Below are 14749 nucleotides of genomic sequence, written 5' to 3' on the forward strand. Positions count from 1 at the left end.
GTCAATTATGCGCACTTTTAAATTCCCTGTGTTCAAAATTTGTTTGTCCGTTTTTTTGGCCGCAACTTTATTGCTTGCCCAAATATCGCCTCTGCAAGTTTCGGCAGAAGCTCAAACCCCGTTATGGCCAAGCCTGAAAACCGTTCTGCAACCCATTATCGATTCCGCTGCCAAACAGGGGATTCAAGTTTCGGTAGGCGTAAAAGATTTGAGCGGCACTTACGACAATCAGGAAATCCTGCTCGGCTCGCCGGATAAGTATTACGCCGCGAGCACGATCAAAATGGCAATTGTTGCTCTTCTGATGCAAGAGGTGGAAGCTGGCCGATTACGTCTGGAAGATAAGCTTACGGTCAATTCCGATGTCGTTGTCGGGGGATCTGGGACGCTGAAGAATGAGAAATTTCCTCAGGATATTGCCATCGAGCGCTTGGCGCGTCTAATGATCGTCCAGTCGGACAATACGGCAACGAATGTACTCATCGATCTGCTTACTTTTGAAAAAATTAATGCCTTGATTGACAATTTGGGGTTCGATGTCATGCAGTTGGGACGGAAAATGCTGACTCCCGCGAAATCCCCTGCTGAAGATAACTATGTCAATGCGGCCGAACTGTTGGCGCTGCTGGATATGCTATACAGCGGCAGTTTGGTTTCCGACAAGTCCCGCGAACAAATCATCACGTGGATGAAGGGCCAGGAGGTTAAAACCAAATTCGGCGCCGCCCTGCCTGGCAAGCCCATCGCTCATAAAACAGGCGAGTTGGGTGACGTTAGCCATGACATCGGGTATTTTCTGGAGCCGGGCAAGGAAATCGCCATTGTCGTGCTTACGAAGATTACTAAACCGGAAGATGCCGGAAAAGCGCAAGAACTCGGCAATCCGATTGTACAGCGGGTTGCCAGGGCAGTTTATAACTATCTATTGGACAACCCGTCCCCTGCTCCGTCTCCGGACTCTTGGCCCGCCCTTATACTAACTGTAAGCCCGATCATTGAAGCGGCAGCGAAGAACGGGATCCGTGTATCCGTCGGACTTAAGGATCTCAGCACATCACAGGGCAGCCGGGAGCTGCTGCTCGGCTCCCATCAATCCTACGCGCCGGCAAGCACAATCAAAATGGCACTTGTGTCCGCGTTAATGCAGGAAGTCGATGACGGCCAATTGTCGCTGGATCAGAAAGTAACCGTTGATCCCGAAGACGTCGTAGGTGGGACAGGCTCTCTCCAGAATGAGAAGTTTCCGCAGGACGTGACTATTGAACGTTTGGCCCGTTTGATGATCACGCAATCGGATAATACGGCTACCAATGTTCTGATCGATGCGGTCGGACTCGACAAGGTTGACGCTTTAATGAACCAGTTGGGCCTGAAAGTGATGCATCTCGGGCGCAAAATGTTCGCAGCCGCACCAACGCCGGCTCAAGACAACTATATCGACGCATCCGATCTTGCAGCTCTGCTTGAGAAGATTTATAAAGGAGACTTCCTCTCCGGGAAGTCCCGCGATCAGATCATCACCTGGATGAAAGCCCAGGAGGTCAAAACCAAATTTGGTGCCGCTCTGTCAGGCTTGCCGATCGCCCACAAAACCGGAGAGAATGGGAACGTTACTCATGATTCCGGCTATTTCCTGATTCCAGGAAGGGAAGTTGCGATTGCCGTCATGACCGAAGTGACCACCACCAGCAGCTTCGACGAAGCACAAACCATAGGGAATCCGGTCGTTCAGGAGATTGCCAGAGCCGTCTATCATACGATAGCATTCGACTCCGTATATACGGACGTTAATGCGGGCCACTGGGCGAGAAGCTATATTGAAGCGGCTGCCGCAGCTTCCCTTGTCAATGGAACATCGGAAAGCACCTTCAGTCCTGAACGCCTGGTTACGCGTGCGGAATTCGTCTCCATGCTCGTCCGGGCATTTGGACTGAAGCCACCCAATGCCCTTCCAACATTTGTCGATGTCGCGGCTGACAGCTGGTTTGCTGCCGATGTTGCGGCAGCTCAGGAAACTGGAATCGCAAACGGCCAGACGGACCATGTTTTCAATCCTTCAGCCCCCATAAGCCGTACTGAAATGGTATCGATGATCATCCGTGCATATGAATATGAGAATGGGCCTGTTACGGGCTTTTTGGAGAATTTGCCGTACAAGGATATAAATCATATTCCGGCATGGTCAAAAAACGCCGTGCTAAAAACACAGTATCTGGGGCTCATTAATGGATATGAGGACGGCACTTTCCGGCCGAGCGGCAATGTTACCCGTGCCGAAGCCGTTAAATCCCTTGTTTATTCCCGGATTAAATAAGACTGAAGCAACAGACAATGACCGCGCATCAGGAAATGCATGAGGATATACAAGCGGAGATGGCTCCCCACTGGAAAAAGAACATACAGTCTTTTTCCCGGGCGGAATGATGGCTCAGCAAATTTGTCATCCCGTGCACCTGCAAATGAAAAAAGGCCGTGCCCGCATATTTGCGAACAAGGCCATTTTTCGTTTTAAGCAGATTATTTCGGATTGCCGTTCTCCGGCTTATTTCGTAAATTGGAACCAGCCGAAATCGAAATGGCTTCCCGGCAAAAAGATAAAGGTTACTTTTTGGCTGCCCGTTATTTTCTCCAAGTCATATACCCGCTCTTCATATCCACCGGAATGCGTGAATTCGATGAGTTGATTGCTTTCGCCATCCTCGTTTGCGAACCGGATATGAATGGTATTTTTATCAATAGGCGATTGGCCATAGACGACAAGCTTCGCTGCGCCTTCGCTTGCAAAATCCATTTGTTCAAACTCCAGGGAAACATTATTCCCTATGCCTTCAACGCCATTATCCGTAATGGTGAAGGTATCACCATAGATACGGTCGCATTCCGCAGCGTTATTCCGCTCAAAGGCGCGATTCCTTTTATCAAATGTAAAGCCCTTGATATGCACTTTCTTCTGAAGGACAAAACAAATCGAAGTGATACCCGTAAGTCTTTTGGACAAGCGGTATGTCGCCTCTTGATACACATTCCACCTGGATGCTTTTTGATATATGACATCGGCCAGTAATTCACTGCCCTCTGCCTCGGGATTTCCCTCCCAGATTTGCAGTTCATACGCGTCGCTGTTCAAGGCAAAAATTGGCATGGTGATCAGATCAGAGCCATAGGGGCCAAAGTCAATATTGCCGAAGCCTACCCGGGTTTCTCCGTCTCTGCTGGTCGCTACCCCTCTTTCATTCCCGTTTCCCACTTCGCCCTTACTGAAATCGTAAAGTCCCGCCGATATGAAGCCGTAAGGATCTTTGTACGCTGTGCCCAGACCGGAGGCCTTAAATTCCAGCTGGGAAATAAGCTTGGTCTTGTCGCTGCCGTTCCTGCTCATGCAGCGGACCCGAAACTCCCCGTCACCCAGCGCCGTGATCTTCGCTTCACGACCGGAAGCTTCTATGCGGGCAAGGTTGGATACGATCCCCGCCTCGTTCACTACGCTCCATTCCACCTCTTGATAAGAAGTGTGTTCAGGATACAGATTTGCCCGCACAACTGCCTCTTGTCTTGATTCGTTAAACAGCTGTCCCGAATCGCTTACAATTTCAATTTTGCGCAGCGGGACTTCTTCCATGCTTCCCATGACACAGGGCAGATCCTGATTTCTCATGGCTGCGGAAATCCCCTCCAACGCTCCATCCATCGCCGGAAGCGACTCAAACTCTGCAGCGCCGCTTTCCAGACCGGCCGAAGAAACCTCGATACGAATCCTGCCAGGCTCCAGCGAAGCCGCGATGATGGCCATCAGTTTTCCGCTGAACAGCCTTCTGCTTATCCCTTTATAGGGATCATAGTCCGTACTGTCTCCGTTATCCAGACCGATCAGGCGGCCTGCTCCCGTTACCTGTACATGCACACGATTGTTCGCGTTCTCCACCGGATTGCCGTCCTCATCCTCCATGGTTATTTCCACAAATATCAAGTCGGTCCCATCCGCAATAAGGGTCTCCTTATCCGCATGCAAACCAATCTTCCTCGCATCGCGAGGGGATCTTCTGACATCCGTCGCAATGACATGGCCGGCTTCATCATAAGCGATCGCTTTGATTTCCCCTTCTTCATAAGGAATCTTCCACCAGCCGGCAAGCTGCGTTCCATGCTCATGATCAATATCATAGGTTCCGATTGTAACGCCGTTGCACTGCAATTCGACCCTGGGCGCATTCGAGCATACGCGGACATCAATCATTTGACCGTTATTGAAATCCCAATAAGGAAAGAGATGGACCATTGGTCTTGTCTTGTAATCCGTCCAGGCCGCTTGATAGATGTAATAGGAATCCTTCTTGAAGGTAGCCGTATCGATCTGCCCGAAATAAGAGTTCTTCGTATGGTAAGGGGTCGGCTCGCCGATATAGTCAAATCCGGTCCATATAAACTGGCCAAGGGAAAAGGGGGTATCCCTTTCTGCAAGAATGCAGGCCTCTGCGGACTTTGCGCCCCAGCTTGTTGAGCTGTTTCCTAATGCGGAGCACTGCTCGTCGTCGTCGGCAAGAATCGATCTCTCGAACGGGAAGTGATAGATGCCTCTGCTTTGGACAACGGAGGCTGTCTCGCTGCCGTATATAATCCAGTCCGGATGCTCCGCATGATGGCTTTGATAATACTTCTCTGCGTAATTGTATCCCGCAGCCTTCACGATATCCGCGCATTTTTGGGCATTCTCCCAGGGCATATAATTCGAGCCGATCGTAACGGTGGCGTTGCCTTTCGGATCATACCGAAGCACTTCATCCATAAGCATCCTCGTTACATCCTGCCCTTTTGGATCGGCGTGGGTATCGTAAATTTCATTGCCGATGCTCCACATCAGCAGGCTCGGATGATTGCGGTCGCGCATGACCCAGCTTTTCACATCGATACAGGCCCAATCCTTGAAGAATCTCGCGTAATCATAAGTCGTTTTCGGTCTCTCCCACATATCGAAGGCCTCCGAGACGACCAGCAGCCCCATCTCGTCCGCCAATTCCATAAGCTCGACTGCAGGCATATTGTGGGCTGTACGGATCGCGTTAACGCCCATATCCTTCAAAATGTTAAACCTTCTTCTGAGGGCGTTTATATTAAAAGCCGCCCCTAAGGCTCCCAGATCATGATGCTCGCAAACCCCGTTTAATTTCATTTTTCTGCCGTTTATCTGAAGACCTTGATCGGAACTGAGTGCTATTTCCCGAAACCCGATATTCTGTGTGACGGTTTCGATCATTTCCGTCTGTTGATTCGCGTCCCCATCCGCTGCAGCCAGGTGCAATTCGGTTTTCAATTGGTATAAATGAGGCTCATCCGTGCTCCACAACAGCGGTTTATTTACCGGCAGCCTTACCCAATGATGTGCGGCAGGAACACTGCCAGCCGCAATTCTATCGGAGGCGGAAGCAATCACTTCGCCCTTGTACAGAATCGTATGCGAGAGCTCCGCGTCCTGATCAAGATTCATTTCGGTTTCCACTTCAACCTGCCAGTTATCGCCATCGCGGTTGGTGGTTATATAAATCCCATCTGTAACAAGATGATTGCGGTCTCTTGTCTTCAGCCACACATTCCGGTAGATGCCGGCACCGGAGTACCATCTGCTGTTCGGACTTTGGTGCACGACCTTCACCAGGATTTCGTTATCCCCGTCTGCGACCGCATCCGTGATCTCATGTTCGAATGACGAATATCCGTATTTCCATTCTCCTGCAAATTGACCATTCACATAGAGGGTAGAGTCCATATACACGCCATCGAAGCTTAACAGGATCCGGTCTGCGCGATGGGCAGAGGTAAATTTTTTGCGGTACCAGCCTATACTATTTTCATATAGATTTAACGTATCGTAGATCAGCCAATCGTGGGGGAGATCGACAGGCTCGAACTTCAAATCCGCACTATCCGCAGCTTCCAGGCTGCTTTTGGCAAATTCCCATCCATCGTTAAACAATGTCTTCTTATTCACAGTTTCATGGCTTCCTTTCCGATCTCTGAATTTATCCCTTGGTCCCCGTAACCGCAATTCCTTCAATAAAATACCGCTGGGCGAACAAATAGATGATAATAATCGGAACCAGGGACATGGTGGTGGCAGCCAAAATAAGCGGATAGTCAGCACCGTTCACCTGTTGAAAATATCGAATCCCCATCTGGATCGTGTACAGATTTTCTTTGCTCAGGTAAATCAAGGGCTGAAGAAAATCATTCCATGATCCCAGCAAATTGAATATGCCTAACGTCACAAGCGCCGGCTTGGCCAAAGGCAGTACAATCCGAAAGAATATGCCGAATTCCGAACAACCGTCGATGCGGGCGGACTCGTTCAAATCATGCGGCAGTTGAATGAAAAATTGCCGGAGCAGGAAAACGCCATACGGACTGAACAAATGGAGCAGGATTAACGCCCAATGGGTATTGACGAGGTCCAGATTCTTCATAATGGTAAATTGCGGTATCATAATCGCCTGGCCGGGAATCATCATCGTCGCCAAGTAGAGCAAAAACAATTTGCTGTTTCCTGGGAATTTCAGCTTGGCAAAGGCATAGGCGGCAAGCGATGCCGAGATCAGCGAACCGGCTGTCGATATTACCGAGACTTTAACGGTGTTCCAATAAAAAGTGCCGAACGGAATTTTACTCCATACATCGCTGTAATTTGACCATAATGGCTGCGTGGGAATAAGCTGCATGGAATGCTGGAAAATCGTCGCCTGATTTTTAAGCGAGCCGGACAGCATCCATATGAACGGCAGGACGGTCACAATGCATACAACCAGAAGCAGGATATAGGTCGGAACGGTCCGAAGGACCTGTTTCTTGCCAAGACCCAATCTCTTTGGGCTTTCGCCCGCTGTCAGTTCCACAATCCGCGCTCCTTTCTATTCGATCAAGAATCTTTATGCAAAAGCCACTTTGTGGGGTTATCTTTTAATAGGTGACCCAACGTTTTTGAACCCTTAACTGAATGAGCGTCAGGATCAGGATGATGACGAACAAGACGTAGGACATCGCCGAGGCGGCGCCGAAGCGATAGTTCAGGAAGGCCGAATTGTAAATGTAATAGACGAGAACGTTCGTCGATCTTCCCGGACCGCCCTGCGTCATGGCCATCACGGTATCAAAGACCTGGAACGAGCCGATGACCCCTGTCACGGCGCTAAAGAAAATAACCGGCGACAAGCCTGGAAGCGTTACATGCAAAAATTGCTTGAACCGGTTCGCTCCGTCCAGCTCGGCCGCTTCGTACAGCTGGCGGGGCACGCCCTGCAGGCCGGCAAATAAAATGACGGCGTTATAGCCGACGCTTTTCCAGATGCTGACCAGCATGACGGCCGGCAGCGCCAGGGAGGTCGAAGCGAGCCAGCTTGGCGGATTGCTGACGCCGACAAACCGCAGAATCGTATTAATCGGCCCGTATTGCGTAAACATCGCCGCCCAGATAATGCCGACAGCGATGGAAGCCGTAATATTCGGAAAGAAGTAGAGTACACGGAACACTTTTATTCCCCGAACCTTCACATTCATTGCAAGCGCGAGCAGAATGGATAGCGCAATGGTGACCGGCACGGTAACGACCGTGTAATAGATATTATTCCGCAATGAAATGCCGAAGGTCTGGTCTGTCAACAAATCCCGATAGTTATCCAGTCCAATAAATTGGATCGGCGTTAATCCGTCCCATTTCGTAAAGCTCAAATAAAGCGAATCCAGAACCGGGTATAAAATAAACACGAGCAAGCCGATCAGACTTGGCGCCAGGAACAAGTACGCGATACTGTATTGTTTAAAGCGGAGCATGTCTTCCCCCTCTTTGCTGTAAAGTTGCGGCTTTGGCAGCGCCTTCTGCCCGCGGACGGGCAGAAAGCGGTTGCGGCAATTCAGTTTATCATTTGACTTCTTTTTTGATGCGGTCCTGGATGTTCTTCATGGTTTGATCCAGCGACTGCGTCTTTAACAGATAGAGAGAAGACTCTTCTTTTACAATGTTGATTCCTTGATTGTACAGCGGATCCATCGGCACTTGACTCAGAACCTTGGTGTTGTCCGAGAAAACGCTGACATGCTCCGGCGTCGTCACCTTGGTCAGATACGCCTGCTTCACGGCATCGGTGCTCCAGACCGTCAATAATCCGTTGCCGGCCATGATTTTCGCCGCTTCCTCCGAAGCGATAAATTCAGAGAGCTTCTTCGCCTCATCCATATGATTCGTCTGCTTGTTCACCATGACGGCGGCGAACGAACCTGTCGTAGCCGGCTCCGAGTCTTTCCAATGCGGCAGCGGAGCGACATCGTAGTTCAGCTTCACGCCTTTCTGCTGAATGGCGTCGTTCAGCATCTGTACAGCCCAGTCGCCGTTCCACATCATGGCTGCGCTTCCCTGAAGGAAGCGTCCCGCAAAATCGGCGCCCGCATTGCCGACCAGCTCGCCGAACGGCTGCTGTGCTCCGTCCGTATAGGTCAGGTTATAATAATACTCCAGCACCTGCTTGAATTTCGGCAGTTCTTCGGGGTTTAGCGGGTTATTCGCCCCTTCGATGTTAGCCAGAACCCTCCACCAGGTGTTGTCGGACTGATAACTCATGGAACCGTAAGTTTTATTCTGACCGCTTCCGCTTGTCAGCTTCTTGGCAGCCTCTTCATATTGATCCCATGTCCATGTTCCGTCGGGATACGGGACGCCCGCCTTGTCGAAGAGATCCTTGTTGTAGTAGAGCACCCACTTGCTGGTCCGATAGGGAAGGCCGTAGATGTGGTCGTCGTATTTAACCTGGCTGATCGGGTCGGCAATTCCGACCAGTTCCGGCGAGCCTGCCAGATCGTCCAGCGGCTCAAGCACCTGCTTGGAGATGTATTCAGCGAGATTTGACGTGCTTTGGGTAGCGAATACATCCATATCCCCGCCGCCCGTCGACAAATTCACAAGAATTTTCTGGATATAATCGTTGCTTGGCACATAGCTGGCATTGACTTTAATAGTTGGATATTTCTTCTCGAAAGCGCTTATAACTTGATCCATATAAGGCTGCTCATCGGTCCAATCATAGTAATTAAGCGTAATCTGTTTATCGCCGGCTGCGGCAGAATCGGACGCAGCCGAGTCCGGCTTATCTGACGAGCAAGCGCTTAACAAACCGGTACCAACGACCATAAGGCCAACCAACAACGATAATGTAAGCCGTTTCATATTAAACCCCCATCTTTCGATCCTATAATCTTGATGTCGCGACCATCTGCGATAATTGTAACCGTTTTAATTTCCTATGGAAACGTGTTAACATTCGGAATAAGGAACAATTCTTCAGGTCTTTCCGCACCTGGCGAACAACCCGCCGATTCGCTGCCAGAGCATTTTATGATCCAACTCCTTTTGGAAAATTCAGGAAAAAAAGAATAACCCTCCAATCACATTGGAAGGCCGGGATGCCCCGTGTTGACTATCAACTTTGAATACTGCGGTATTCCGTCGGCGTCATTCCCAGAAAACTCTTGAACATTTTACTAAAGGATCTCGGATCCTTATAACCCAGATATTCAGATATGTCGTTAATCTTTATGGTTGGGTCCATCAGCATGGTTTTGGCTTTTTCGATTTTTATGCGGGTTACGTATTGTATGAAGGTTTCCCCGCTTTTTTCCTTAAAGTATTCACTGAAATAAGTAGGGTTAAAATGAACATAATCCGCGACCTCGGCAAGCGTCAGCTGCTTCTGCAGATGAGTATTGATGAATTCCTTGACCAATTTAATGATCTTATGCTCGCCTTTCTCGTTTCCTTCGATCTGCTTGATATAGGAAAACCGGATTTGGATCGCATGCCGGATATGGGATAGATTGCTCAGATCATTCGATGTAATAGGTAAATCCTTATCGAAGCCCTGGATGCGGTACTTACTGAAAAAATGATTTGTAATCCGCAGGATTTCATCCACATACTCCGTGATGGTCATCTGACCGCTTAACAAAGCCTGTCCTTCCTCTATTGCGCCAAAAACACGGTCGGCGTCAAACGAATCCAGCGCATTCAGAAGCTGGAACTCAAACTGCTGAAGATTGGCCTGCTGTACATCGGAACGCATGTTGATGCTTAAAAAATCCTTCTTGAAGCTTGTGAAAACGGCCAGTATGTCCTGGTCATGAATGGGCTTTAATAGATAATCATAAGCCCTTAAACGGAGCGCGCTCTGCATGAGGGCAAACTCATCGTACCCGGTCAGAAAGACAACCGGAATCCGATAGCCCTTCCGGGTTAATTCATCCAATGTTTCAATGCCGTCCAATCCGGGCATCTTGATATCGCAAAAGATCAAATCATAGGAAGCTTGCTTGATCCGCTCTATCGCTTCTATACCGTTTGCCGCTTGTTCGACCAACCATTCGGGACTCAGCCTCTCTACCATTCGAACGATACCCGTACGAATCAGCCATTCATCATCGACCACCAATAAACGATGCATATCCGTTTCCTCCCTTCCCTTGATCCATCAAATCCGTGTTCGGAGCTCGACTCTGGGGATTTTGATTTGAACGGTCATCCCCTCCCCGTACTCGCTGATTATGGATAAACCGAACTGCGGCCCGTACTCCAGCTGAATTCTTGAATGCAGGTTTTTAAGGCCGATTCCCGAGCTGCCAAACGTCAGCTCAGCTGCCTCAGCGGCCAGATAGGCGTTCAATTCCATTTGATCGCTGGCCGTCATGCCCGTTCCGTTATCCTGCACCATGATGAATATACCGCTTTCATACGGCTGAACCGCAATCTTGATTTTTTTCGGTCCGTTCACTTGATCAAACCCGTGATGAATGCAATTTTCGACCACGGGCTGCAGCAGAATAGGGATCGTCATGCAGTTCAAAAGCTCTTGTTCCAGGTCATAGTCGACGATCAGGGAATTTCCCGAACGAATCTGCTCTATTTTGAGATAATTCCGGATCTGATGAATCTCGTCGCGAAGCTCGACCTTCGAATCTTGTTTATTCAGACTGTAACGAAGCATGCCGCCGAGGGCTGAGGTAATCTCCACGATCCCCTCCCGGTCACCGATTTCCGCCAAAGCCCGGATCGCCTCAAGGTTATTAAACAAAAAATGAGGCCGGATTTGAAGCTTGAGATTATTGAGCTCCGCTTCCTTTTGCTTAAAACGAATTTCAAGCACCTGGTTGATCAGCTCATCAATTTTCTGATTCATTTTATTGAACGCTCTTCCGACCAGGCTGATTTCCAAATTACCGTTCAAGGAATGATAGGCCACGTTGAAATCACCCTTCTCCACCTTGCCCATCAGCATGCGGAGCGTCTTTAAAGGCTTCGTGATCGTATCGGACAATAACACCGAAACAATGACGATGACCAGAACAATAAGGGCCATTACCGTGAGAATGGTTTTATATAATATGGCTTTCCCTTGATTCATCTCGGATTCGGACACCATTCCGACGATCTTCCACCCCGTATCCGCAGAATCGATATGATGAACAATCAGTTTATCGCTGGCCGTCTTAATATCCTGTATCCTGTCATTCGAGGCATCGATATTCGGCAGCGCTTCCATATAACGGTTATTTTTGCTGTAGATGGTCTGATGGTGGTCATCCAGTACAATAATATTCGAATCCTTGCCCAGATCCACAGGCTTGAAAATACTTTCCAGACCGGTAAAGTTCACATCGATGATAATAACGCCAAGGATCGGCCCATTATAGATCTTGATCGCTCTGACGACTGAAAAAGCGGGCTCCGGACGGTTAATAATACGTGAATCATTGACTTTTCCGGTGAAAACGACCTTTCCATTCGATGCAATCGCTTTCTTGTACCAGGGCGAGCTTTTGAAGTCATACTGATAATTAATGGCTGCATCATAGATGGAGCTTGAAAAAATCTGTCCGTCTCTCCTGTAAATGGATACGCTTTGCAGGTCCTCCCTGGGGTTGCGGATCGCCTGCGATAGAAGCCCTTGAATTTGTTTAAAATCCGAATCGCCGATATTCCCGGTTTGCTGCATAATATTCAAAATTTGGCTGTTATAATAGGGGAGAACCGACAGCCTGGTAAGCTCATCCAGATAGGTGTCCAAATGTTCATTGACCAGATTTACAGTATTGACCACATTGTTATCCATGCTCTTGGTAATTTGATTGCTATAGATCCAGCTTGACAGCACGGTCAGGAATATCATCGGAATAAGGACCAGAGGCATAAAGGTAATAATCAACTTTTTTTTAAACGTACGGGTTTCCCAATAATTTTTTAGCGCTGGCAAGCTGACACCTCCATGTTGTACCAAACGGCTCTGTGCTGTCTGAGTTCATAATGAATAATCTTCAATAGTCATTGTAATTGCAGCTTAGGGATATGTACAGGATGGAAAAGACAAAATCCCCTGCCGGCCATAAGCCGCAGGGGATTCGATCTAAGAAGAGCACTCGGCAAGCACAAGGGCGAGCCAACCGGTTGCAAGATATGATTAGTGTACCTTAATGCTGTCACTGCCGGTAAAATGGTTTCCATCCTCCAGCACTCCGTTAACCTTCACTTGGACCTCGCCGGTTTGCCCCGAAAGGAGGTTAATCAGCTGTTGCCGGTCAAATTTAACCGTAAATCCCTTGGAACTATCCCCTTTGGCATCTCCCCCTTGCAAAGTGCCGCCATTCACGCTCATGGAAACGGATGACAAGCTTATATTGGAGTATCTATCATATTCCGGGATATTTATATGAACCGTCACAGAATGATCTCCTCCATGGCTCTTCAGATTCAGCGAGCCGGGATTTACGTTTACATCCGCAATATACGTTACATAAATGTCAGGCGCTGGAGGCTGTATCATACCTTCTCCCAAATAATAGCTGGTATGCGGAGGCTGGTTGTAAGCTACATTCTGCCAAGCCACGTCCAGACGGTAAAGCGGGTCGTGCATGAGCGTAGGAAGGCGATGCTCCGTAATCGCTGTCGTCGTATAAATTCGCAGCGCGCTGCTGTCGGCTGTTCTCCAGATCGCTTCTTCCCGCCAGTCGCCCAGAATATCGGCCTGCAGGTTTGGAGTGCCTTTCGTAGAATTATTGGACAGCGTCCCTTCCGCAGTCAATAGGTTGTTGGTCTTGACATTTACATAATCCCATTTGTCAATCTTGCCGGGACCTGCTCCTATGGCCGAATTGTAATTATGATCCAGAAGCTCACGAAGCAGATCACCATCCCACCAGATGCCGAAGTTAGTAGAAGATGGCGTAGAGCTGCTTATTTTTTGGCCTTTTACGGTATTTAGGCCAACGCCGGAGCCGGCCCATTGTTCTTCGCCCAAATAGGTAGGATCGATATCGGCCGACATCCCCCTGCCCGTATCTGTACCTGTATATATCCCCCAGATGGTTTGGCCCGTAGAGGCATCCCAAACCGCTGCGCCATAAGGGGAATCCTTATGCTCCATGACTTTAAATACTTCCAGACCCGGCCTGTCGGGATCCAGATCCCCTACATGAAGCGCATCGCCATGACCCAACCCTGTGCCATACAGAACTTGACCGTCCTCGCTAAAGGTCATGGCACCGTAAACAATTTCATCCCTCCCGTCGCCATCCACATCGGCCGCAGTCAAATTATGATTTCCCTGGGCTTCATAGGCGGGATTGCCGTTGCTGTTAAAGGACCATTGTTTGGTGAGCTTGCCGTCTCTCCAATTGTAGGCTGCCAATGAGGTTTTAGCGTAGTAGCCGCGAGCCATGACCAGACTCGGTCTTTTGCCGTCGAGGTAGGCGATAGTTGCAAGAAAACGGTCGACACGATTGCCGTAATCATCACCCCAATCGGTGACATTTCCCCGCGCTGGTTCAAAGGGTACGGAAATCATTTCTTTCCCGGTTGCGCCTTCAAACAAGGTGAGATATTCCGGACCGGATAACACGTAACCTTCAGCAGTCCGGAAGTCCGCGTTCGGGTCGCCTATGACTTTTCCCGTGCCGTCTACGGCACCGTCAGCCGTTCTCATGGCCACTTCCGATTTACCGTCACCATCCAAATCATAAACCATAAACTGCGTGTAATGAGCTCCGGCGCGAATGTTGCGGCCGAGTGATATTCTCCACAGAAAGGTACCGTCCAGCTTATAGCTGTCGATATATACTTCACCGGTTACACCGCTTTGCGAATTGTCCTTGGAATTGGAAGGATCCCATTTCAGAATAAGCTCGTATTGACCGTCCCCATCCACATCTCCGACACTTGCATCGTTAGCGTTATACGTGTACACAGAGCCATCCTGATTGGTCCCGTCAGCGGCTTTTGCAGGGGAACATCGAGATATGATCCACCCCAAACGCTCACTTCATCAGACGCTGGCTGCTGCCTGCCGTTCAAGACGGCTCGAACCGTGTATGCGGCACTTGTCGTTCCTGATGCATCCAGATAGTTGGTGCTGGTGAAGATCGGAGTGTTATTCACTTTTTTTCCGTTACGGTAAAGATTAAATGAAATATCAGACGGTTCTGTACCCAGCAGCCGCCAGCTGACGAAGACCCCCCCATCGGTTTTAACCGCCACCAGTCCGCGGTCCAAATATTCCATCTGTCTCTTCTCTTGCGCTTGCCCGGTTACAGCATCCGCGGGATTTGCTGTAACCGTTTGCAAAGGTGAGCAAACAGCCGCAATTTGAATGGAGCCAAGCAAGCACAATCCGGTTTTCTTCATAGATCGCTTCCAGTTCCGTACGTTTCCCATTAACTAGAGCCTCCTATA

General features: G+C 49.2%; 7 protein-coding genes and 1 pseudogene. 1 reads left to right on the forward strand and 7 read right to left on the reverse strand.

The window, feature by feature from the left end; translation table 11 throughout:
- The first annotated feature begins 7 nt into the window (after nucleotides 1-7).
- The gene (locus AC0YNV_RS12195) at nucleotides 8-2314 is read left to right on the forward strand and encodes a serine hydrolase (RefSeq protein ID WP_475768332.1); all 2307 of its coding nucleotides are present in this window, start codon (nucleotides 8-10) and stop codon (nucleotides 2312-2314) included.
- Nucleotides 2315-2542: 228 nt separating this feature from the next.
- On the opposite strand, the gene AC0YNV_RS12200 is transcribed toward AC0YNV_RS12195, so the two are convergent.
- From AC0YNV_RS12200 to AC0YNV_RS12230, 7 genes and pseudogenes are all read right to left on the reverse strand, one after another.
- Nucleotides 2543-5983, reverse strand: coding sequence for a glycoside hydrolase family 2 TIM barrel-domain containing protein (locus AC0YNV_RS12200; RefSeq protein ID WP_475768333.1), 3441 nt, complete (start codon nucleotides 5981-5983; stop codon nucleotides 2543-2545).
- A gap of 31 nt (nucleotides 5984-6014) precedes the next feature.
- Complete coding sequence (locus AC0YNV_RS12205; RefSeq protein ID WP_475768334.1) at nucleotides 6015-6881, reverse strand: carbohydrate ABC transporter permease; 867 nt, start codon at nucleotides 6879-6881, stop codon at nucleotides 6015-6017.
- A 64-nt stretch (nucleotides 6882-6945) separates the two neighbouring features.
- Nucleotides 6946-7815, reverse strand: coding sequence for a carbohydrate ABC transporter permease (locus AC0YNV_RS12210; RefSeq protein ID WP_475768335.1), 870 nt, complete (start codon nucleotides 7813-7815; stop codon nucleotides 6946-6948).
- 88 nt (nucleotides 7816-7903) lie between these two features.
- Nucleotides 7904-9202, reverse strand: coding sequence for an ABC transporter substrate-binding protein (locus AC0YNV_RS12215; protein WP_475768336.1), 1299 nt, complete (start codon nucleotides 9200-9202; stop codon nucleotides 7904-7906).
- Between the two features lie 253 nt (nucleotides 9203-9455).
- Complete coding sequence (locus AC0YNV_RS12220; RefSeq protein ID WP_475768337.1) at nucleotides 9456-10472, reverse strand: response regulator transcription factor; 1017 nt, start codon at nucleotides 10470-10472, stop codon at nucleotides 9456-9458.
- A gap of 27 nt (nucleotides 10473-10499) precedes the next feature.
- Nucleotides 10500-12278 (reverse strand): sensor histidine kinase, encoded by a 1779-nt coding sequence (locus AC0YNV_RS12225; protein ID WP_475768338.1) that lies wholly within the window; start codon nucleotides 12276-12278, stop codon nucleotides 10500-10502.
- A gap of 537 nt (nucleotides 12279-12815) precedes the next feature.
- A pseudogene (locus AC0YNV_RS12230) lies at nucleotides 12816-14731 on the reverse strand (rhamnogalacturonan lyase); the annotation flags it as partial.
- Nucleotides 14732-14749 lie beyond the last annotated feature (18 nt).

It is taken from the genome of Paenibacillus sp. JT31N11 (assembly GCF_056269285.1).

Coding starts and splice junctions, on each gene's coding strand:
- AC0YNV_RS12210 (WP_475768335.1), bottom strand. CDS start 7,815: ATGCTCCGCTTTAAACAATACAGTATCGCGTACTTGTTCCTGGCGCCA.
- AC0YNV_RS12195 (WP_475768332.1), top strand. CDS start 8: ATGCGCACTTTTAAATTCCCTGTGTTCAAAATTTGTTTGTCCGTTTTT.
- AC0YNV_RS12220 (WP_475768337.1), bottom strand. CDS start 10,472: ATGCATCGTTTATTGGTGGTCGATGATGAATGGCTGATTCGTACGGGT.
- AC0YNV_RS12215 (WP_475768336.1), bottom strand. CDS start 9,202: ATGAAACGGCTTACATTATCGTTGTTGGTTGGCCTTATGGTCGTTGGT.